Genomic DNA, 20,483 nt, shown 5'->3' on the forward strand with positions numbered 1-20,483 from the left:
CACGCGAGGAGGACGAGCGGGCGCGTCAGGCCGGGTACGCGCGCTGCAGCAGCGCGCCGACGTCGAACGCGTGCGGGTCGAAGCCGCCCGCGATGCGGCCCCAGTCGGGCGCGGCAAGCCGGGTCGCGACGAATGCGTCGGCGACGAACGCAGGCGCGTCGCGCCGCAGCAGGCACGCCTGCGCGACCAGCGCGAGCCGTTGCGCGAACACCCGGGCCGACGCCTCGAGCGTGTCGGCCGGCGCCGCGAGCATCGCGCGCAGCGTATCGAGCGCCGCGCGGATGCGCGGTTCGCCAGCGCCGAGGTCGGCCAGTTCGGCGAGCAGCGCCGCGGCCGCGTCGGGCTCGCGCGACACCGCGCGCAGCACGTCGAGGCACATCACGTTGCCGGAGCCTTCCCAGATCGAGTTGACCGGCGCTTCGCGGAACAGGCGCGCGATCGGGCCGTCGTCGACGTAGCCGTTGCCGCCGAACACCTCCATCACCTCGCCGGTCAGCTCGACCGCGCGCTTGCAGACCCAGAATTTCGCGGCGGGCGTGACGATCCGCTTCCACGCGCGTTCGCGCGGCGCGTCGTCGCGCTCGAACGCGTCGGCGAGGCGCATCGCGAGCACGAGCGCGGCCTCGCTTTCGAGCGCGAGATCGGCGAGCACGGTGCGCATCAGCGGCTGCTCGGCGAGCGCGCGGCCGAACGCGTGGCGCCGCCGCGTGTACGCGATCGCCTGCACGACGCCCTGGCGCAGCATCGCCGCGCTGCCGAGCACGCAGTTCAGCCGCGTGTAGGTGGCCATCTCGATGATGGTCGGAATGCCGCGGCCTTCGTCGCCGAGCATGATCCCCCATGCGTCGTTCAGCTCGATTTCGCTGCTCGAATTGCTGCGGTTGCCGATCTTGTTCTTCAGCCGCTGGATCTCGACCGCGTTCTTCGTGCCGTCGGGCCGCCAGCGCGGCACGTAGAAGCACGACGGGCTGCCCGCTTCGGTGCGCGCGACGACCAGGTGCGCGTCGCACATCGGCGCGGAAAAGAACCACTTGTGGCCGCGCAGCCGGTATTCGCCGCCGCGCCCGCCCGCGCCGACCGGGGTCGCCAGCGTCGTGTTCGCGCGCACGTCGGAGCCGCCCTGTTTCTCGGTCATCCCCATGCCGAACCAGATCGAGCGCTTGTCGGCGACCGGCACGTCGCGCGGATCGTAGTCGTCGCTGTACAGCCTGTCGCGCAGCAGGCCCCACAGCGCCGGCTCCTTCTGCAGCACCGGAATCGCGGCTTGCGTCATCGTCGCCGGGCACAGCGTGCCGGCCTCGATCTGGCCGTGCAGGTAGAAGCCGGCCGCGGTCGCGGCCCAGCGGCCGGGGCGCGTGTCGCGGAATGCGAGCGACACGAAGCCTTCGTTGCGGTACATGCCGAGCAGCGTGTGCCAGGCCGGATGGAAGTCGACGCGGTCGATGCGCCGGCCGCGCCGGTCGAACGCGTTCAGTTCCGGCGCGTGGCGGTTCGCTTCGTCGGCGAGCTGTGCGGTGTCGGCGCTGCCGAGTCGCGCGCCGTACGCGTCGAGCCGCGGCACGGCCCAGTCGGCGCCCGCGCGGGCGAGTGCGTCGCGCAGCGCGACGTCGGTGGCGAAGAGGTTATAGTCGACCAGTTCGTCGAACTGGTTCGTGACGTCTCGGGTCGATTCGGTCATCGGGCTGTCTCCGGTCTCGTGCGTCGCGGTCTGCCGGTCAAACGCGTTTCCGCTGAATTTCAGAGTAGCAAATATGCCGCCGCGACATGTTCAGGTTCCGGCGCCGCCCGGCCAGCCGGCGGCGCAACCCGCGCCCGCGCTGCGTCGCCGGCCGCGCCAGTCGCGCGCGCAGGCCACGTCCGACGCGCTCCAGCAGGCCTTCGTTCAGCTTTTGCTCGAGCGCGGCTACGCGAAGGCGACGATTCGCGAGATCGCGGCCGTCGCGGGCGTGAGCGTCGGCACCTTCTACGAATACTTCGGCGACAAGCAGAGCCTCGCCGCGCTGTGCATCCACCGGCGCGTGCTGGCGCTGGCCGACCGGCTGCGCGATGCGGCGCATGGGCTGCGCGGCGCGCCGCGCGCCGAGCTCGCGGCCGCGCTCGCCGACCTGCAGGTCGACGCGATCGGCGCCGACGCCGCGTTGTGGAGCGCGTTCTTCGCACTGGAGCGGCAGGTGTCGCCGCTCGCCGCGTACCGGCGGCATTACGACGCCTTTGTCGCGCTGTGGCGCGACGCGCTCGCGCAGGCCGCCGATCCGCCGCCGGCCGCGCGGCTCGACGGGATCGCCCGGATGGCGCATGCGGTCTGCTACGGCGGCGTGTCCCAGGCGCTGCTCACGCTCGGGCCGGCACTGGACCTCGAAGCGTTGCGCGGCGAGTTGCACGCCGTGCTGAGCGCCTATCTGGCGGCCGCGGGCGCGTAACGCGCGGCGTGGCCGCGCGCGTCCAGGGGAAATGCCGGATTCGCATGCATTGCTGCTCATTCGGCCTTGGCGTCGACCAAGCGTATGGCCGCTCATGAGAAAAACGCATGGCCGCCATGACGAACTTTCGGTTGTCCGCCGATATTGGCTCGGGCTAAATCATTCCCGATGAGACCGGCCGCGCGCATCGCACGGGCCGGCCCGAAGGACATCAGAAGGAGAACTCATGCGAAGCGCCACCAGGCCCCGTTCGAAACTGCCGGACGTCGGGACGACGATCTTCACGGTGATCGGCCAGCTTGCCGCACAGCACGATGCGCTGAACCTGTCGCAGGGCGCGCCGAATTTCGCGCCGGATCCGGCGCTCGTCGACGGCGTCGCGCGCGCGATGCGCGACGGCCACAACCAGTACGCGCCGATGGCCGGCCTCGCGTCGCTGCGCGAACGGCTCGCGGAGAAGACCGAGGCGCTGTACGGCACGCGCTACGACCCGGGCACCGAGATCACGGTGATCGCGAGCGCGAGCGAGGGGCTCTACGCGGCGATCAGCGCGCTCGTGCATCCGGGCGACGAAGTGATCTATTTCGAGCCGTCGTTCGACAGCTATGCGCCGATCGTGCGGATGCAGGGCGCGACGCCGGTCGCGATCAAGCTGTCGCCCGAACATTTCCGCGTGAACTGGGACGAAGTGGCCGCCGCGATCACGCCGCGCACGCGGATGATCGTCGTCAATACGCCGCACAACCCGACCGCGACCGTGTTCTCCGCCGACGATCTCGAACGGCTCGCGCAGCTCACGCGCGATACCGGCATCGTGGTGCTGTCGGACGAGGTCTACGAGCACGTCGTGTTCGACGGTGCGCAGCACCAGAGCGTCGCGCGTCACCGCGAGCTGGCCGAGCGCAGCGTGATCGTGTCGTCGTTCGGCAAGTCGTTCAACGTGACGGGCTGGCGGGTCGGGCATTGCGTCGCGCCGGCCGAACTGATGGACGAGATCCGCAAGGTGCACCAGTTCATGGTGTTTTCGGCCGATACGCCGATGCAGGTCGCGTTCGCGGAGATCCTCGCGCGGCCGGAAAGCTATCTCGGCCTGTCGGCGTTCTACCAGGCCAAGCGCGACCTGCTGGCGCGCGAGCTGGCCGGGTCGCGCTTCGAGCTGCTGCCGAGCGAAGGCTCGTTCTTCATGCTCGCGCGGTTCCGCCACTTCTCGGACGAGCGCGACAGCGACTTCGTGCTGCGCCTGATCCGCGATGCGCGCGTCGCGACGATTCCGCTGTCGGCGTTCTACACCGACGGCACCGACGCGGGCGTGATCCGCCTCAGTTTCTCGAAGGACGACGCGACGCTGATCGAGGGCGCGCGGCGGTTGCGTTCGCTGTAATCGCGGGCGCGGCCCGCACCCAAGCAGGCGACGTGTACGTCGCACCGAAAGTCACGGACGGGACCGGCGCACGTGCCGAAGCGCGGCGCCGACCGGCCAGCCAGGAGATCACGATGAAGCATGCACACACCCTCAAACTCGCGTTCGCATTCGCGTGCGCGCTCGGCTCCGGCGCGGCATCGGCCGACGGGCAAACGCTGCGTTTCGGCCTCGAGGCGCAATATCCGCCGTTCGAGTCGAAGGCGCCGAACGGCGACCTGCAGGGCTTCGACATCGACGTCGGCAACGCCGTCTGCCAGACCGCGAAGCTGTCGTGCAAGTGGGTCGAGACGTCGTTCGACGGGCTCATTCCCGCGCTGCAGGGCCGCAAGTTCGACGCGATCAACTCGGCGATGAACGCGACCGAGCAGCGGCGCCAGGCGATCGACTTCACGACGATCATCTACCGCGTGCCGACGCAGCTGATCGCGCGCACCGGCAGCGGCCTGCTGCCGACGCCGGAAGCGCTGAAGGGCAAGCGCGTCGGCGTGCTGCAGGCGTCGATCCAGGAAACCTACGCGAAGGCGCACTGGGAGCCGGCCGGCGTGTCGATCGTCGCGTACCAGGACCAGAACCAGGTGTATACCGACCTCGTGTCGGGCCGCCTCGACGCGACGCTGGTGCTCGCGCCGGCCGGCCAGCGCGGCTTCCTGTCGCGCCCGGACGGCAAGGGCTTCACGTTCGTCGGCCAGCCGGTGCGCGACGACCGGATTCTCGGCAGCGGGATCGCGTTCGGCCTGCGCAAGGGCGACGACGCGCTGAAGGGGAAGCTCGATGCGGCGATCGACAAGCTGAAGGCGGACGGCACGGTGAAGTCGCTCGGCCAGAAGTACTTCGGCGACATCGACATCTCCACCAAGTAAGCGGACGCGCACGATGCAGAGCCTGGAGACGGCCGCCGCGCGTGGCGGCCACGATGTAGCCGCGCCGGCGGCCGACGCGCTCGAGGCGGCGCTCGTCGCCGCGCTGGGCGACACGCTGGTCACGCGGGCGGCCGAGATCGATCCGCGCTACTTCACCGCGTACAACGAGCCGGCCGGCGTGCGGCCGCGTGCGCTGGTGCGGCCGCGCAGCGTCGACGACGTGTCGCGCACGCTCGCGCTGTGCACGCGGCTCGGGCAGCCGGTCGTGCCGCAGGGCGGCCTCACCGGGCTCGCGCGCGGCGCGGTCGCGCTGGGCGGCGAGATCGTGCTGTCGATGGAGCGTTTCGCGGGCGTCGAGTCGATCGACGCGGCGGCGGGCACGATGACGGTGCGCGCCGGGACGCCGCTGCAGACGGTGCAGGAGGCAGCGGACGCGGCGGGTTTCACGTTCGGCGTCGATCTCGGCGCGCGCGGTTCGTGCCAGATCGGCGGCATGCTCGCGACCAACGCGGGCGGCACGCGCGCGATCCGTTACGGCATGATGCGCGAGCAGGTGCTCGGCCTGGAAGCCGTGCTCGCCGACGGCACCGTCGTGTCGTCGATGAACCGGATGCTGAAGAACAACGCGGGCTACGACCTGAAGCAGCTGTTCATCGGCAGCGAAGGCACGCTCGGCATCGTCACGCGTGCCGTGCTGCGGCTGCATCCGAAGCTGGCCGCGCCGGCCACCGCGCTCTGTCGCGTGCACGGCTACGATGCCGTGGTCGGGTTGTGGAACCGTCTGCGCGCACTGCCCGAGCTCGTCAGTTTCGAAGCGATGTGGCCGGCCTTCTACGACTACGTGGCGCGTCATACGCCCGGCGTCGTCGCGCCGTTCGCGGGCGACGGCGGCTTCGCGGTGCTGATCGAGTGCGCGACGAGCGCACCGGGCGGCGATGCGCGCGCGGCGCTGGAAAACGGCCTGGCGGATGCGATCGACGCGGGGCTCGTGGACGATGCGGCGCTGGCGACGTCGGAGCGGCAGGCGCGCGACTTGTGGACGCTGCGCGAAGGGCTCGCAATCGATGCGCTGCCGCATCTGGTGAACTTCGACGTGAGCCTGCCGACGGGCGAACTCGGCCTGTTCGCCGAGCGCTGCGAAGCGGCATTGCGCGCGGCCTGGCCCGACATCGTGTGTCTCTTCTTCGGCCACGTCGGCGACGGCAACGTGCATGTCGGCGTATCGCTCGACGGCATGGGCGACGCCAACGCCGATGCGATCGATCGCTGCGTGTACACGGTCGTCCGGGACATGGGCGGCTCGGTGTCGGCGGAGCACGGCATCGGCATGCTCAAGCGCGCCTATCTCGCGCACACGCGCAGCGAAGCGGAAATCGGCCTGATGCGGCGCCTGAAGGCCGCGCTCGATCCCGTCGGCGTGCTCAACCCCGGCAAGGTGCTTTGAGCGACGCGCGTCGATGGCTGCGCGTCAGCCGTCGACCCAGCGCAGCGCGCCGATCTTCAGGTGTTCGACGACGCTGCGCGCCCAGTCGAGTTCCGCGTTCAGCAGCACGAGCGCATGCTCGTTGTGCAGCAGGAACAGGCGCGGCACCTGGTCGTTCTGCGCGGCGTTGCGCAGCGACTCGAGACGTTCGCGTTCGGCTTCGAGCGCGGCGATGCGTCGCTCGAGTTGCCGGCGTGCATCGTCGGCATCGAGCAGCGGCAGGAACGCGAGGCCGGCGCCGAATGCCGGAAACTCGCGCGCGGGCTCCGCGAGCAGCGCATGCAGCCATGCCTGGCCGGCCGTATGTCCGGCTTCGGTCAGCGTGTACAGCGTGCGCTCGGGAAACGCGCCGTCGCGCTCGGTGTCGTGCACGGCGATCAACCCGTCGCGCAGCAGCCGGTCGATCGTCTGATACAGGCTCGTGCGCTGCCGCACGTTGACGACTTCGTCGTAGCCGCGGGCCTTCAACTGCTGCAGCATTCCGTATGGATGCATCGGCGTTTCGGTGAGCGTCGCGAGGACCGCGAGTGTGAGCGGAGACGGGCGGCTTGTCGACATGAATAGTTATGTTATGTCTAGTAATAATATAACTAGTATCCACTAGACTATCATATTCCGCAAGGGTTTCAGCCGAGGTGCGAGCGCTTTGCGGCCGGCGCGACGGTTTCCATCGTCGCGAGACCGTGCACGATTCCACAGTCCTCGACCGAATGTTCGCCGACACACTGGCGGCGCAATTCGGTGAGCTGGTCGCGCAGATGCGTCAGTTCCGCGAGGCGCGCATCGACGTGGCCGATGTGTTCGTCGAGCAGCGCATTGATCGAATCGCATGGGTCGGCCGGCGTGTCGGTGAGCTGCAGCAGCGCGCGGATTTCGTCGTGCGCCATGTCGAGCGCGCGGCAGTTGCGGATGAAGCGCAGCCGCTCGACGTGCACGTCGGTGTAGTTGCGGTAGTTCGAATCGGTGCGCTCCGCATCCGGCATCAACCCCTCCTTCTCGTAGAAGCGGATCGTCTCGGGCGTGCAGCGGGCCGCCTTGGCCAGTTCGCCGATCTTCATGGCTTTCTCCTTTGCAAGGGTTGACCTTGTAGTGGCTTCAGGGTGTTAACTGTACTCCGTCAAGCCATAGAGGAGGTTGTCATGACCGACGCGCAGCGTACCCACGACCCACGACACCGTCATGCCGGCGGCGCCGAGACCTGCTGCGCCGATGCGCGCGACCCGCAGGCGGCGACCGTTGGCGACGCGGCGTCGGCGGCCGGCGAGCACGCGCACGGCGACGCGGCGGCGCGCGACGGGCAGTCGCGCGGATGCGGCCACGACCATGACCACGATCAGGCATCTGCGAACCTCGCCGGGCACGACCACGGTGACCGTGCCGGCCACGCGCACGGCGACGGGCATGGCGATGCGCACGGCCACGCGCACGACGACGGGCACGGGCACGGCGCGGCGTGCTCGCACGACCACGCGGCACACGACCATGCCGCGCATGACCATGCTGATCACGATCACGATCACGATCACGATCACGATCACGATCACGACCACGATCACGACCACGATCACGACCACGATCACGACCACGATCACGACCACGCGGCCGGTGCCTGCTGCGCGCCGGCCGCGATGACGCTCGCACCGCTGCCGGCCGCGCGGGCGACCGCGTCGGGTCACGTGCGCTCCGCGTTCCGGATCATGCAGATGGACTGCCCGACCGAGGAAACGTTGATCCGCAAGAAGCTCGGCGGGATGCAGCAGGTGTCGGCGCTCGAATTCAACCTGATGCAGCGGATGCTGACCGTCGACCACGTGGCCGGTGCGCAGCCTGCAATCGAAAGCGCGATCCGTACGCTCGGGATGACGCCGGAGGCCGCGTCGGCCGACGCGCCGGCAACGCCGGTCGCGCCGCCGCCCGCGAAGCGGTGGTGGCCGCTCGCGGTCGCCGGCGTCGCCGCGATCGCGTCCGAGGCCGTGAGCTGGGCCGGCCTGCCGGTGTGGCTGTCGGCGGTGCTGGCGCTCGCTGCCGTGCTCACGTGCGGGCTGACCACCTACAAGAAAGGATGGATCGCGATTCGTAACGGCAACCTGAACATCAACGCGCTGATGAGCATCGCGGTGACGGGCGCGATGGCGATCGGCCAGTGGCCGGAAGCCGCAATGGTGATGGTGCTGTTCACGATCGCCGAGCTGATCGAGGCGAAGTCGCTCGATCGTGCGCGCAATGCGATCCAGGGCCTGATGCAGCTCGCACCGGACACCGCGACCGTGCAGGACATCGATGGCACGTGGCGCACGATCGAGGCCGCGCGGGTCGCGCTCGGCGCGATCGTGCGCGTGAAGCCGGGCGAGCGGATCGGGCTGGACGGCGAAGTGGTCGCGGGCCGCTCGACGGTGAACCAGGCGCCGATCACCGGCGAGAGCCTGCCGGTCGACAAGACGGCAGGCGATGCGGTGTACGCGGGCACGATCAACGAGGCGGGTTCGTTCGACTATCGCGTGACGGCGGTTGCCGCCAACTCGACGCTCGCGCGGATCATCCACGCGGTCGAGGAAGCGCAGGGCGCGAAGGCGCCGACGCAGCGCTTCGTCGACCGGTTCGCACGCGTCTATACGCCGATCGTGTTCGCGGTCGCGCTGCTCGTCGCGGTGGCACCGCCGCTCGTCATGGGCGGCGCGTGGCACGACTGGATCTACCGCGCGCTGGTGCTGCTCGTGATCGCGTGCCCGTGCGCGCTGGTGATCTCGACGCCGGTGACGATCGTGTCGGGGCTCGCGGCCGCCGCACGGCGCGGGATTCTCGTGAAGGGGGGCGTGTATCTGGAAGAAGGCCGCAAGCTCGCGTGGCTCGCGCTCGACAAGACCGGCACGATCACGCACGGCAAGCCGGTGCAGACCGATTTCGACCTGTATGCGACGGACGTCGACGCGGCGCGCGTGCGTCATCTCGGCGCGAGCCTCGCGGCGCGCTCCGATCATCCGGTGTCGCAGGCGATCGCCGCGGCGGCGCGTGACGCGCAGACGGCAGCGTTCTCTGATGTTGAGGAATTCGAAGCAATCGTCGGGCGCGGTGTGCGCGGCACGATCGACGGCGCGCGCTACTGGCTCGGCAACCACCGGCTCGTCGAGGAGCTCGAACGCTGCTCGCCGGCGCTGGAGGCGAAGCTCGACGCACTCGAGCGGCAGGGCAAGAGCGTCGTGATGCTGGTCGACGACACGCGCGTGCTCGGCATCTTCGCGGTGGCCGACACGATCAAGGACACCAGCCGCGCGGCGATCGCCGACCTGCACGCGCTCGGCATCCGCACCGCGATGCTGACCGGCGACAACCCGCACACCGCGCAGGCAATCGCGCAGCAGGCCGGTATCGACGATGCGCGCGGCAACCAGTTGCCCGAGGACAAGCTCGCGGCGGTCGAGGAATTGTCGGCGGGCGGCGCGGGCGCGGTCGGGATGGTCGGCGACGGGATCAACGACGCACCGGCGCTCGCGCGCGCCGACATCGGCTTCGCGATGGGCGCGATGGGCACCGGCACGGCGATCGAGACGGCCGACGTCGCGCTGATGGACGACGACCTGCGCAAGATTCCCGCGTTCGTGCGGCTGTCGCGCGCGACGCACCGCGTGCTGGTGCAGAACATCGGCTTCGCGCTCGGCGTGAAGATCGTGTTCCTCGGCCTGACGGTCGCCGGGCTCGGCACGATGTGGATGGCCGTGTTCGCCGATGCGGGTGCGAGCCTGATCGTCGTCGGCAACGGCTTGCGGCTGCTGTCGAAGACGGGCGTGTTCGACAGCGCGCGGACGCAGTGACGAGGAGCGGGCGATGAGCTTTCTGAAACGGATCCTGGGTGGCCACGCTGGCGGTCATGGCGGTGGGCATGGTAGCGGCCACGGTAGCGGCCACGGTAGCGGCGGGCATCATGGCGGAGCGGGCCGGGAAGGCCATGGCGGCCACGATGCGCGCGTCCGCGATCGTCACGGCTGGGGCTGGCAGCCGTCGGCCGATGCGCAGGGCGGCCCGGGCAGCAACGTGCCGCTGCGTCAGCTCGCCTGTGCGGGCTGCGGCGCCATCAACGCGGCGGATGCGCGATTCTGCGCGCAGTGTGGTGTAGCGCAGCGGGGCAAGGCATGCAGCCGCTGCCACGCGGCGCTGGCCGCTGACGGGCGCTTCTGTCCGGGCTGCGGCACGCAGGCCGGGTAAGGCTCGAGCGTCGGCCTCGATGCCGGCGTGACGGCCGATCTCCAAGGGCGGCGTGGCGCCTGCAACGGGCGTCGCCGGGCCACGGCGTGCGGGCTCGCTCCGAGCGAGCTTCCGAGTCTCCAAGTCTCCGAGTCTCCGAGTCTCCAAGTCTCCGAGTCTCCGAGTCTCCGAGTCTCCGAGTCTCCGAGTTCCGAGTTCCGAGTTCCGAGCCCCGAGTTCCGAGCCCCGAGCCCCGAGCCCCGAGCCTCCGAACCTGGGACCTGCCGCTCAACGCAGCGGCAAATGAATCTCGGTGCGCAGGTCGGCCGGCGCCGCATCCATCGGCGTATTCAGATACAGCTCGAACGGCGGCGCATCGGCGGCTTCGCGGCCCGAGTGACGCAGCCAGTCGCCATACAGCCACTGGTAAGCGGTCTTGAGGTCCGCATACGGCCCGGTATGCAGCAGCACCGCATACTCGCCGCCCGCGATCGTGATGCGCTCGACCGGCGGCGTCGGCTCGACGTCCGGCGCGCCGCCAGCCGGCACGAAGCACGCTTTCGCTCGCAATTGCGCTTCGGGCGTGGTGTCCGGATCGTCGTAGAAGATCCCGATCATCTTCGCGCCGGGGCCGATCAACCCGTGCTGCCCGACCCACGCGCCGATCTGCCCGAACGCGTCGCCGACCTTCAGGTAAGCGCCCGTATGCGCCACCGCATAACCGCACAATTCCGGCTGCCGCCGGATCTCGACTTCATGCTTGAACATGTCTTCCTCTCCTCGCTGTAACGGATAGATCGGCCGGTGGACCCCGGCGCGCCGGTGCTGCGCGGGCGGCACGCCGTAAGCATCCCGAAATGCGCGTGCGAACGCGTGCGTCGAACCGTAGCCGGCGCGCCGGGCGATCGCGTCGAGCGGCAGCGCCGTGCAGACGAGGTCCTCCGATGCGCGCACGATCCGCATCCGCCGCACCGTCAGCACGATCGACTCGCCGTACAGCGCGCGATAGACGCGCTGCCAGTGATACGGCGACAGGCACGCGATGTCGGCGAGCCGGTTCAGGTCGAGCGTGTCGTCGAGGTGCGTGCGGATGTGGTCGTGAACGCGCGCGATGCGTGCTGCATAGCGGGCCCACGCGGGCGTTTCGGCTTTCGTGTCGACGGTCATGCGTGCGTCCCCCGGCAGGAATCGACGTCACGGTAGCACGCCGCCGATTGATAAATCTTGCGGAGATGCGTAGGCCAACAAAATCTGCCCCTTTTTAATTTCGCCGAAATGGGGTCTCGTCCCCGTCGAGATATGTCTAAAGTTAAAGACGGTGAAATCGGGTGATCGCGTCATTTTTCTCGGGTAAGTTGCTTGGGGCGGCAACGCACGGTTTTCGAAGTACGCAGGTAGTTCGTCGATGTTCAATCGCAACGCCACGTTTTTCGGGAGAAGAAGAAATGGATGCTTCCAGCTTCATCACGTCGCTGCAGACCACGCTAGGCGGATACCTGCCGAAGATTGCCGGCGCGATCGGCATCCTGGTGATCGGCTGGCTGATCGCCGTCGCGGTGCGGGCCGGCGCGCTCCGGCTGCTCAACGCGCTGAAGGTCGATCAGCGGATCAACGAAAGCACCGGCCAGGGCGCGTGCGTCGAGCGGATCATCGCCGGCGGGCTGTTCTGGCTCGTACTGCTCGTCACCGCGGTGGGCATCTTCAACGTGCTCAACCTGTACGCGGTGTCCAATCCGTTCTCGCTCCTCGTCACCCACATCGTCAACTACCTGCCGAACCTGATCGGCGGCGCGGCGCTGACGCTGATCGCGTGGCTGATCGCGTCGCTCTTGCGCAGCCTCGCGAACCGTGCGCTGAAGGCGAGCAAGGTCGACGACAAGCTGTCCGAAAGCGCGGGCATGCAGCCGATGAGCGGCTATCTGGGCGACGTGCTGTTCTGGCTCGTGATCCTGATGTTCCTGCCGGCGATTCTCGCGTCGTTCGCGCTGTCCGGCCTGCTGTCGCCGGTGCAGGGGATGGTCGACAGGCTGCTCGCGATCGTGCCGAACCTGTTCGCGGCCGCGGTGATCGGCTTCGTCGGCTGGGTCGTCGCGCGCGTGCTGCGCGGCCTCGTGACGAACCTGCTGGTTGCCGCCGGCGCCGATCGCCTCACGCAGGGTCTCGACAGCCCGACGCCGGTGCGGGTGTCGAGCCTGATCGGCACCATCGTCTACGTGTTCGTGTTCGTGCCGACGCTGATCTCCGCGCTCGACGCGCTGAAGATCGACGCGATCTCGATTCCCGCCACCAACATGCTGAACCAGTTCCTCGGCGCGGTGCCCGACATCGTCGCGGCGATCGTGATCGTGCTCGTCACGTTCTATTTCGCGCGCTTCGTCGCGTCGCTCGCGCAGAAGCTGCTGGAAGCCGCCGGCGCCGACGGGCTGCCGGCCGTGCTCGGCGTCGAGCGCGTGTTCTCGGGGATCCTGCAGCCGTCGGTGCTGGTCGCGCGGCTGATCGTGTTCTTCGCGATGCTGTTCGCATCGGTGGAGGCCGCGAACCGGCTCGGCTTCACGCAGGTGCGCGACGTCGTCACGCTGTTCATCGAATTCGGCGGCCATGTGCTGACGGGCGGCGTGATCCTCGTGATCGGCGTGTGGCTCGCGGGCCTCGCGCGCCGCGTGATCGAGCAGGCCGACCGCGAGCACAGCGTGCTGTTCGCACGGATCGCGCAGTTCGCGATCCTCGGCCTGGTGTTCGCGATGGGGTTGCGCGCGATGGGCATCGCCAACGAGATCGTGCAGCTCGCGTTCGGTCTCGTGCTCGGCGCGATCGCGGTGGCGGTCGCGCTGTCGTTCGGCCTCGGCGGCCGCGAGGCGGCCGGCAAGCTGCTCGACCGCTGGTTCAACCAGCGCGGCGGCGGTCAGTAACGCCGGTGACGCGTCGGCCGTCCGGCCGCTTCGCGCGGCCGGACGGTGTGTGCACGACGCTCGTGGAGAGCCGCCCACCGCCCACCGCCCACCGTTGCCGTCAGCGAAACGTCAGCCGTCATCTTTGCCGAATTTCGATAACACGTCGTTTAATGACTCTCTAGCATCGATTCTCAGTCGCGCGGGCCCGCAGGCCGGCGCCTTTCAGGAGAATCCGATGAAAGCAGAGTCGAATGGCCGGCCCGCCGCCGGCGCCAAGTCGTCCGGCCAGCCCGCGCTGCAGCAGACGCTCGGGACCTGGCAACTGTGGGGCATCGCGGTCGGCCTCGTGATTTCAGGCGAATACTTCGGCTGGAGCTACGGCTGGGCGAGCGCCGGCACGCTGGGCTTCGTCGTCACCGCGCTGTTCGTCGCGGCGATGTACACCACCTTCATCTTCAGCTTCACCGAGCTGACGACGTCGATCCCGCACGCGGGCGGCCCGTTCGCGTATGCGCGCCGCGCATTCGGCCCGGCGGGCGGCTATCTCGCCGGCGCGGCGACGCTCGTCGAGTTCGTGTTCGCGCCGCCCGCGATCGCGCTCGCGATCGGCGCGTACCTGCACGTGCAGTTTCCGGGGCTCGAACCGAAACACGCGGCGATGGGCGCGTATCTCGTGTTCATGGCGCTGAACATCGTCGGCGTGCAGATCGCCGCGACGTTCGAGCTGGTCGTCACGCTGTTCGCGATCTTCGAGCTGCTGGTGTTCATGGGCGTCGTGTCGCCGGGCTTCGCGTGGGGCAACTTCATGAAGGGCGGCTGGTCGGGCGCCGATCATTTCAGCGTCGGCGCATTCCACGGCATGTTCGCCGCGATCCCGTTCGCGATCTGGTTCTTCCTCGCGATCGAAGGCGTCGCGATGGCCGCCGAGGAGGCGAAGAACCCGAAGCGCTCGATCCCGATCGCATACGTGGCCGGCATCCTGACGCTCGTCACGCTCGCGATCGGCGTGATGGTGTTCGCCGGCGGCGCGGGCGACTGGACCAAGCTCGCGAACATCAACGACCCGCTGCCGCAGGCGATGAAGTACATCGTGGGCGCGAACAGCGGCTGGATGCACATGCTCGTGTGGCTCGGGCTGTTCGGGCTCGTCGCGTCGTTCCACGGGATCATCCTCGGCTATTCGCGCCAGATCTTCGCGCTGGCCCGCGAAGGTTATCTGCCGGAATGGCTCGGCAAGGTGCATCCGCGCTTCAAGACGCCGCATCGCGCGATTCTCGCGGGCGGCGTGGTCGGCATCGCCGCGATCTACAGCGACGAGCTGATCCAGTTCGGCGGCCAGACGCTCACCGCGAACATCGTGACGATGTCGGTGTTCGGCGCGATCGTGATGTATATCGTAAGCATGGCGGCGCTGTTCAAGCTGCGCCGCTCGCAGCCGAACCTGGAGCGACCGTTCCGCGCGCCGCTGTACCCGTTCTTCCCGGCGTTCGCGATCGTTGCAGCCCTGATTTGCCTTGCGACGATGGTGTACTTCAACGGGCTGGTGGCGATGGTGTTCATCGCGTTCCTCGCGCTCGGCTACGCGTACTTCCTCGCGACCCGTTCGCAGCGTGCGAGCGCACCGGGCGACGCGCTGCTCGAGGAATGAGGATGGCCGACCCGAACGGCCGTTCGTGACGGCATGCGGCGCGCCCCGTCGAACGGGCGCGCCGTCGGCGTCAGGCAAGGCAAGGACTGGCAAGGAGATTCGAACGATGTCCTACACGGAGACGATCGGTCCGCGCACGTACCGTTTCGCGGACCTGAAGACGCTGCTCGCGAAGGCGAGCCCGCTGCGCTCGGGCGATCAGCTCGCCGGCGTTGCGGCGGCGAGCGAGGAGGAGCGCGTGGCCGCGAAGATCGCGCTCGCGGGCGTGCCGCTGAAGGCGTTCCTGAACGAAGCGCTGATTCCGTACGAACACGACGAGGTCACGCGCCTGATCCTCGACGATCACGACGCGGCCGCGTTCGCGGAGATCTCGCACCTCACCGTCGGCGACTTCCGCAACTGGCTGCTGTCGCCCGCGGCCGACGGTGCCGCGCTCGAACGGATCGCGCCGGGCCTCACGCCCGAGATGGTCGCGGCCGTGTCGAAGCTGATGCGCAACCAGGACCTGATCGCGGCCGCGCGCAAGCGCCGCGTCGTCACGCGCTTTCGCAACACGGTCGGGCTGGCCGGCCGGATGTCGGTGCGGCTGCAGCCGAACCATCCGACCGACGACGTGAAGGGCATTGCCGCGTCGATGCTCGACGGGCTGATGTACGGCTGCGGCGACGCGATGATCGGCATCAACCCGGCGACCGACAGCCTCGCGGCGATCGTGAAGCTGCTCGCGATGATCGACGGGTTCCGCGAACGCTACGGCGTGCCGACGCAGTCGTGCGTGCTCACGCACGTGACCAACACGATCGCGGCGATCGAGAAGGGCGCGCCGGTCGACCTGGTGTTCCAGTCGATCGCGGGCACCGAGAAGGCGAACGCGAGCTTCGGGATCTCGCTCGCGCTGCTCGGCGAGGCGCGCGAGGCCGCGTTGTCGCTCAAGCGCGGCACCGTCGGCAACAACCTGATGTACTTCGAGACGGGGCAAGGCAGCGCGCTGTCGGCGAACGCGCATTTCGGCGTCGACCAGCAGACCTGCGAGGTGCGCGCGTATGCGGTCGCGCGCAAGTTCGATCCGTTCCTCGTGAACACGGTGGTCGGCTTCATCGGGCCCGAATACCTGTACGACGGCAAGCAGATCATCCGCGCGGGGCTCGAGGATCACTTCTGCGGCAAGCTGCTCGGCGTGCCGATGGGCTGCGACATCTGCTACACGAATCACGCGGAAGCCGACCAGGACGACATGGACACGCTGCTGACGCTGCTGGGCGCGGCCGGCATCAACTTCATCATGGGCATCCCGGGCGCGGACGACGTGATGCTGAACTATCAAAGCACGTCGTTTCACGACCAGCTCTACGTGCGCGAGGTGCTCGGCCTGCGCCGCGCGCCCGAGTTCGAGGAATGGCTGGAGACGATGGAGATCGCCGACGCGCGCGGCGCGCTGCGCGCCGCGAGCGCGCGCGTGCCGCTGCTCGCGGGCGCGAACGACTGGATGGGGATTTCGGCATGAGCGACGCCGTCGAAAAGAACCCGTGGGCGCAGCTGAAGTCGTTCACGAACGCGCGGATCGCGCTCGGCCGCGCGGGCAGCAGCCTGCCGACCGCGCCGCTGCTCGCGTTCAACCTGTCGCACGCGCAGGCGCGCGACGCGGTGCACCAGCCGCTCGACGCGGACGCGCTGCGCCGCGAGATCGACGCGGCCGGCTTCGCGACGCTCGGCGTGCAGAGCGCGGCGCCCGACCGCCAGCATTACCTGCGCCGGCCCGATCTCGGCCGCAAGCTGTCCGATGACGGACGCGCGCTGCTGGCCGGCTACGGCGCGGCGCTCGACGACGCGCCGGAGGTGGTGTTCGTGGTCGGCGACGGGCTGTCGGCGTTCGCGGCCGCGAAGCAGGCGCTGCCGCTGCTGCAGGCCGTGTGCCCGCGGCTCGAAGCGGACGGCTGGCGGATCGGCCCGGTGGTGGTCGCGACGCAGGCGCGCGTCGCGCTCGGCGACGAGATCGGCGAACTGCTGCGCGCACAGGTCGTCGCGATGCTGATCGGCGAACGGCCGGGGCTCAGCTCGCCGGACAGCCTCGGCGTGTACCTGACCTGGGCGCCGAAGGTCGGCTGTCACGACGCGCTGCGCAACTGCATCTCGAACGTGCGGCCCGAAGGGCTGCCGCACGCCGCGGCCGCGCACAAGCTGCATTACCTGATGACGCACGCGCGCCGGCTCGGCCTCACGGGCGTCGGGCTGAAGGACGACAGCGATGCGCTGTTGCCGCAGGCGGAAGCGGAGCGGATCGGCGCGGATTGAGGCGGATTGGCGCGGATTGATGCGGATCGATGGCGCGACCGCGCCGTCCGTCTACTTGAACAGCCGCTCGCACAGGAAGTCGACGAACACGCGCAGCTTCGGCGACAGCCGCCGGCTCGACGGCCACACGATCGAGAACTGCCCCGGCGCGATCCGGTAGTCGTCGAGCACCGTGACGAGCGCACCTGTGTCCAGCGCGTCGCGCGCGAGGAAATCGGGCATGTAGCCGATGCCGAGCCCCGCCATCACCGCGCCGCGCAGCGCTTCCATGTTGTTGCAGGTCATCGCGGTGCGCAGCTTCAGCGGCGTGCCGTCGTCGGCGGCGAGCGCCCAGTCCTGCAGCTTGCCGGTGGTCGGGAAACAGTAGCGCACGCAATCGTGCGCTTCGAGATCCCGCGGCGCCCGCGGCGTGCCGGCCTGCGCAAGATACGCGGGCGTCGCGCACAGCACGAACGCGAACGGGCCGAGCCGCCGCGACATCAGGCTCGAATCCGACAGCGGGCCGCTGCGGATCACCGCGTCGAAGCCGCCTTCGACGACATCGACCATCCGGTCGTTGAAATCCAGGTCGAGCTCGACGTCCGGATAGCGCTGCCTGAATTCGGGCAGCACCGGCAGCAGGAACCGGTAGCCGATCACCGGAAGGCTCACGCGCAGCTTGCCGCGCGGGTGCTGCGCGGCGGCCGTCACGGTCGCCTCCGCGTCGCGAAAATCCTCGAGGATCCGCTGGCAGCGTTCGTAGAAATGGCGCCCTTCGTCGGTCAGCGTGACGCGCCGCGTCGTGCGGTTGAACAGGCGCACGCCGAGCGACTGCTCGAGCCGCGCGATCGTCTTGCCGACGGCGGACGCCGAGATGCCGAGCGCGCGGCCGGCCGCGACGAAGCTGAGCGCTTCGGCGGTGCGGACGAAGGCGGCGATGCCGTTCAGGTTTTCCATCGACGTAGGCGGGCGAGCGGATGCGATGCGGTGAATTGAGGAATTTTAGTCCGTTATATACGGAGCAACGCGTTGTTTTTCGGTGATTGAATCGAAATTATCCTTGATCGCGCTTGAGGCGCATCCGCGCCGGCTTTTCGAGGAGCAATGATGGATCACCCGTTTTCAGCCGATTCAGCCACGTCGGCACGCCGGCGCGCGTGGGTGCTGGCCGCGGTCTGCATGGCCGCCGTCGCGCTGCCGCTGTCGTTTTCGGGCGGCGCGGTCGCGACGCCCGCGATCGGCCGCGACCTGCACGGCGGCCCGGTCGCGATGAACTGGATCACCAACGCGTTCATGCTCGCGTTCGGCAGTTTCCTGATGGCGGCGGGCGCGCTGGCCGACCAGTTCGGCCGCAAGCGCGTGTTCGCGATCGGCGTCGGCGGCTTCACGCTGATGTCGGTTGCGCTCGCGTTCGCGCCGTCGATGCTCGCGGTCGACCTGCTGCGTGCCGCGCAAGGGCTCGCGGCGGCCGCGGCGCTCGCGGGCGGCACGGCCGCGCTGGCGCAGGAGTTCGACGGCGCGGCGCGCACGCGTGCGTTCAGCCTGCTCGGCACGACCTTCGGCATCGGGCTCGCGTTCGGGCCGGTGCTCGCCGGCTGGCTGATCGCGCACGGTGGCTGGCGTGCGATCTTCGTCACGGGCGCGGCGGCGGGCGCCTCGTCGCTCGGGTTCGGGCTGCCGCGCATGCACGAGTCGCGCGATCCGCACGCGACGGGGCTCGACTGGCCCGGCACCGCAGCGTTCACCGCCGCGCTCACGCTGTTCACGTTCGGCGTGATCGAGGCACCCGCGCGCGGCTGGACGCATCCGCTCGTCGTTGTGCTGCTGGCGGGCGCGGCGCTCGGCGCGTGCGCATTCGTCGCGATCGAGACGCGCGTCGCGCGGCCGATGCTCGACCTGTCGCTGTTCCGGATTCCGCGCTTCGTCGGCGTGCAGGTGCTGCCGGTGTCGACCTGCTGCTGTTACATCGTGCTGCTCGTCGTGCTGCCGCTGCGCTTCATCGGCATCGACGGTTTCAGCGAAATCGACGCGGGCTGGCTGATGCTCGCGATCTCCGCGCCGATGCTCGTCGTGCCGCTCGTCGCGGCGACGCTCACGCGCTGGCTGTCGGCCGGCGTGATCTCGGGGCTCGGGCTCCTGCTCGCGGCGGCGGGCCTCGTATGGCTGGGCGTCGCGCTGCGCGGCGGCGCGGGGCCGGCGGCGATCGCGCCGATGCTCGCGATCGGCGTCGGGGCTGGCATGCCGTGGGGGCTGATGGACGGGCTGTCGGTCAGCGTCGTGCCGAAGGAGCGCGCGGGGATGGCGACCGGGATCTTCAGCACGACGCGCGTGGCGGGCGAAGGGATCGCGTTAGCGATCGCCGGCGCGGTGCTGGCGACCCTCGCGCACGCCGATTTGCGGCAGGCGGCGGCGGGGACCTCCGACGCGACGCTGCGGGCGGCCGCGCGCCTCGCGACCGGTGATCTCGCCGGTGCGGCGGCCGGGTTGCCGGGCGTCGGTCGTGCGGCGCTGCTCGCGAGCTATGTGCATGCATTCGATCGGCTGCTGATCGGGCTCGCGGTCGTCACGGTGCTGTGTGCGGTGGTGGTGTTCGCGTTTCTCGGTGCACGGCCGGCGGTGGCGGAAGCGCGCGGCGATGACGGCGAACAGGCGCATACCGACGCGCGGGCGCGTCGCCGGACCGAACCGGCTTGCGTGGAAGCAAGCGGGCGGTGAGTGTGCGGTGAGCGGGCGCGTTTGCGCAAGCGGCCGCAGCGCCTCATGCGCGCCCGCCTTGCCGCGACGGCGGCATGGTGCGGCGCCTCACGCCAGCACGAGCGGCGGCAATTCCGCATCGGCCCGCGCGTGCGCGCTTTCCACGTCAACGACCACATAACGCAGCGCATCCGGCCACAGCTGCGCGCGGCTTCCCGCCTCTTCGTCGATCGTCGCGCGCCCCTGCACGAGCCACGTCGTCTGCCGGACGAAATCGACGAACAGCAGTGCGATCGCCGGATTCACGAGCAGGTTGCCGATCGTGTTGAACAGGTTGTTGCCCGCGAAGTCGGGCAGCACGAGCGTGCGGCGATCGGGCAGGTCGACGAGCGGGGCGAACGAACCGTCCGCGCGCGGCTGCCGGCCGCGATACGAGCAGTCGGCGTCGCCCGCCGCGTTCGCGGTCGCGACGATCAGGAATGCCTGTTCATGGATGAACGCGACGACATCGTCGCTCAAGGGGCCCGGTTGGTTCATGGTTCGGTCGGCGCGTGGCCGATGCGTGCGGATCCGCGTTCCGTACGCAAGCGACATGCCATGCGGCGAGCGTGGCG

General features: G+C 69.4%; 18 protein-coding genes. 11 read left to right on the forward strand and 7 right to left on the reverse strand.

The genetic code is table 11. From position 1 onward, the window contains the following. Window positions 1-25: 25 nt before the first annotated feature. On the reverse strand, window positions 26-1,678 hold the full coding sequence (locus tag U4012_RS24690) for an acyl-CoA dehydrogenase family protein (protein WP_321802042.1): 1,653 nt from the start codon (window positions 1,676-1,678) through the stop codon (window positions 26-28). Window positions 1,679-1,751: 73 nt separating this feature from the next. Between U4012_RS24690 and U4012_RS24695 the strand changes: the two genes are divergently transcribed. The 4 genes from U4012_RS24695 (at window position 1,752) to U4012_RS24710 (ending at window position 6,147) form a co-directional block, all read left to right on the forward strand. Further along, window positions 1,752-2,420 (forward strand): TetR/AcrR family transcriptional regulator, encoded by a 669-nt coding sequence (locus tag U4012_RS24695; RefSeq protein ID WP_321802043.1) that lies wholly within the window; start codon window positions 1,752-1,754, stop codon window positions 2,418-2,420. Window positions 2,421-2,646: 226 nt separating this feature from the next. Continuing rightward, a complete protein-coding gene (locus tag U4012_RS24700) occupies window positions 2,647-3,801 on the forward strand; it encodes a pyridoxal phosphate-dependent aminotransferase (RefSeq protein ID WP_124667288.1) in 1,155 nt (384 codons plus the stop codon). 113 nt (window positions 3,802-3,914) lie between these two features. After that, window positions 3,915-4,703, forward strand: coding sequence for an ABC transporter substrate-binding protein (locus U4012_RS24705; protein WP_321802044.1), 789 nt, complete (start codon window positions 3,915-3,917; stop codon window positions 4,701-4,703). Between the two features lie 13 nt (window positions 4,704-4,716). Then, a complete protein-coding gene (locus U4012_RS24710; RefSeq protein ID WP_321802045.1) occupies window positions 4,717-6,147 on the forward strand; it encodes an FAD-binding oxidoreductase in 1,431 nt (476 codons plus the stop codon). Window positions 6,148-6,171: 24 nt separating this feature from the next. On the opposite strand, the gene U4012_RS24715 is transcribed toward U4012_RS24710, so the two are convergent. From U4012_RS24715 to U4012_RS24725, 3 genes are all read right to left on the reverse strand, one after another. After that, window positions 6,172-6,744: a PadR family transcriptional regulator gene (locus U4012_RS24715; RefSeq protein ID WP_321802046.1), complete on the reverse strand. Its 573-nt coding sequence runs from the start codon at window positions 6,742-6,744 to the stop codon at window positions 6,172-6,174. 68 nt (window positions 6,745-6,812) lie between these two features. After that, window positions 6,813-7,244 (reverse strand): Cd(II)/Pb(II)-responsive transcriptional regulator, encoded by a 432-nt coding sequence (cadR, locus tag U4012_RS24720; RefSeq protein ID WP_014895515.1) that lies wholly within the window; start codon window positions 7,242-7,244, stop codon window positions 6,813-6,815. 45 nt (window positions 7,245-7,289) lie between these two features. Beyond that, window positions 7,290-7,784 carry a hypothetical protein gene (locus U4012_RS24725; protein ID WP_321802047.1) on the reverse strand — a complete coding sequence of 165 codons (495 nt, stop codon included), beginning with the start codon at window positions 7,782-7,784 and terminating at the stop codon, window positions 7,290-7,292. 30 nt (window positions 7,785-7,814) lie between these two features. Between U4012_RS24725 and U4012_RS24730 the strand changes: the two genes are divergently transcribed. Beyond that, window positions 7,815-9,995 (forward strand): heavy metal translocating P-type ATPase, encoded by a 2,181-nt coding sequence (locus U4012_RS24730; RefSeq protein WP_321802048.1) that lies wholly within the window; start codon window positions 7,815-7,817, stop codon window positions 9,993-9,995. 13 nt (window positions 9,996-10,008) lie between these two features. Further along, the gene (locus U4012_RS24735; protein WP_321802049.1) at window positions 10,009-10,386 is read left to right on the forward strand and encodes a zinc ribbon domain-containing protein; all 378 of its coding nucleotides are present in this window, start codon (window positions 10,009-10,011) and stop codon (window positions 10,384-10,386) included. A gap of 267 nt (window positions 10,387-10,653) precedes the next feature. Here the strand turns inward: U4012_RS24735 and U4012_RS24740 are convergent, their stop codons facing one another. Next, window positions 10,654-11,532 carry an AraC family transcriptional regulator gene (locus U4012_RS24740; protein WP_321802050.1) on the reverse strand — a complete coding sequence of 293 codons (879 nt, stop codon included), beginning with the start codon at window positions 11,530-11,532 and terminating at the stop codon, window positions 10,654-10,656. A 278-nt stretch (window positions 11,533-11,810) separates the two neighbouring features. On the opposite strand from U4012_RS24740, the gene U4012_RS24745 reads away from it, so the two are divergent. The 4 genes from U4012_RS24745 to eutC all read left to right on the forward strand — a co-directional run bounded on the left by U4012_RS24745 (window position 11,811) and on the right by eutC (window position 17,196). Then, a complete protein-coding gene (locus U4012_RS24745; protein WP_044848392.1) occupies window positions 11,811-13,274 on the forward strand; it encodes a mechanosensitive ion channel in 1,464 nt (487 codons plus the stop codon). Between the two features lie 217 nt (window positions 13,275-13,491). Beyond that, a complete protein-coding gene (gene eat / locus U4012_RS24750) occupies window positions 13,492-14,904 on the forward strand; it encodes an ethanolamine permease (RefSeq protein WP_321802051.1) in 1,413 nt (470 codons plus the stop codon). A gap of 106 nt (window positions 14,905-15,010) precedes the next feature. After that, window positions 15,011-16,408, forward strand: a complete 1,398-nt coding sequence (locus tag U4012_RS24755; RefSeq protein ID WP_321802052.1) for an ethanolamine ammonia-lyase subunit EutB — start codon at window positions 15,011-15,013, stop codon at window positions 16,406-16,408. Further along, entirely contained in the window at window positions 16,405-17,196 is a 792-nt protein-coding gene (eutC, locus tag U4012_RS24760; RefSeq protein WP_044848389.1) for an ethanolamine ammonia-lyase subunit EutC, read from the forward strand. Before U4012_RS24755 ends, eutC begins: the two co-directional genes overlap by 4 nt. 51 nt (window positions 17,197-17,247) lie before the next feature. On the opposite strand, the gene U4012_RS24765 is transcribed toward eutC, so the two are convergent. Further along, a complete protein-coding gene (locus U4012_RS24765; RefSeq protein WP_321802053.1) occupies window positions 17,248-18,132 on the reverse strand; it encodes a LysR family transcriptional regulator in 885 nt (294 codons plus the stop codon). 150 nt (window positions 18,133-18,282) lie between these two features. Here U4012_RS24765 and U4012_RS24770 point away from each other — a divergent pair, with 150 nt between their 5' ends. Continuing rightward, entirely contained in the window at window positions 18,283-19,890 is a 1,608-nt protein-coding gene (locus tag U4012_RS24770) for an MFS transporter (RefSeq protein WP_321802054.1), read from the forward strand. A gap of 87 nt (window positions 19,891-19,977) precedes the next feature. Here U4012_RS24770 and U4012_RS24775 read toward each other — a convergent pair whose 3' ends face one another. After that, a complete protein-coding gene (locus tag U4012_RS24775; RefSeq protein WP_124486842.1) occupies window positions 19,978-20,406 on the reverse strand; it encodes a pyridoxamine 5'-phosphate oxidase family protein in 429 nt (142 codons plus the stop codon). Window positions 20,407-20,483: the final 77 nt, after the last annotated feature.

Origin of the sequence: Burkholderia sp. BCC1988 (assembly GCF_905339895.1) — a bacterium.
Lineage (GTDB): Bacteria > Pseudomonadota > Gammaproteobacteria > Burkholderiales > Burkholderiaceae > Burkholderia.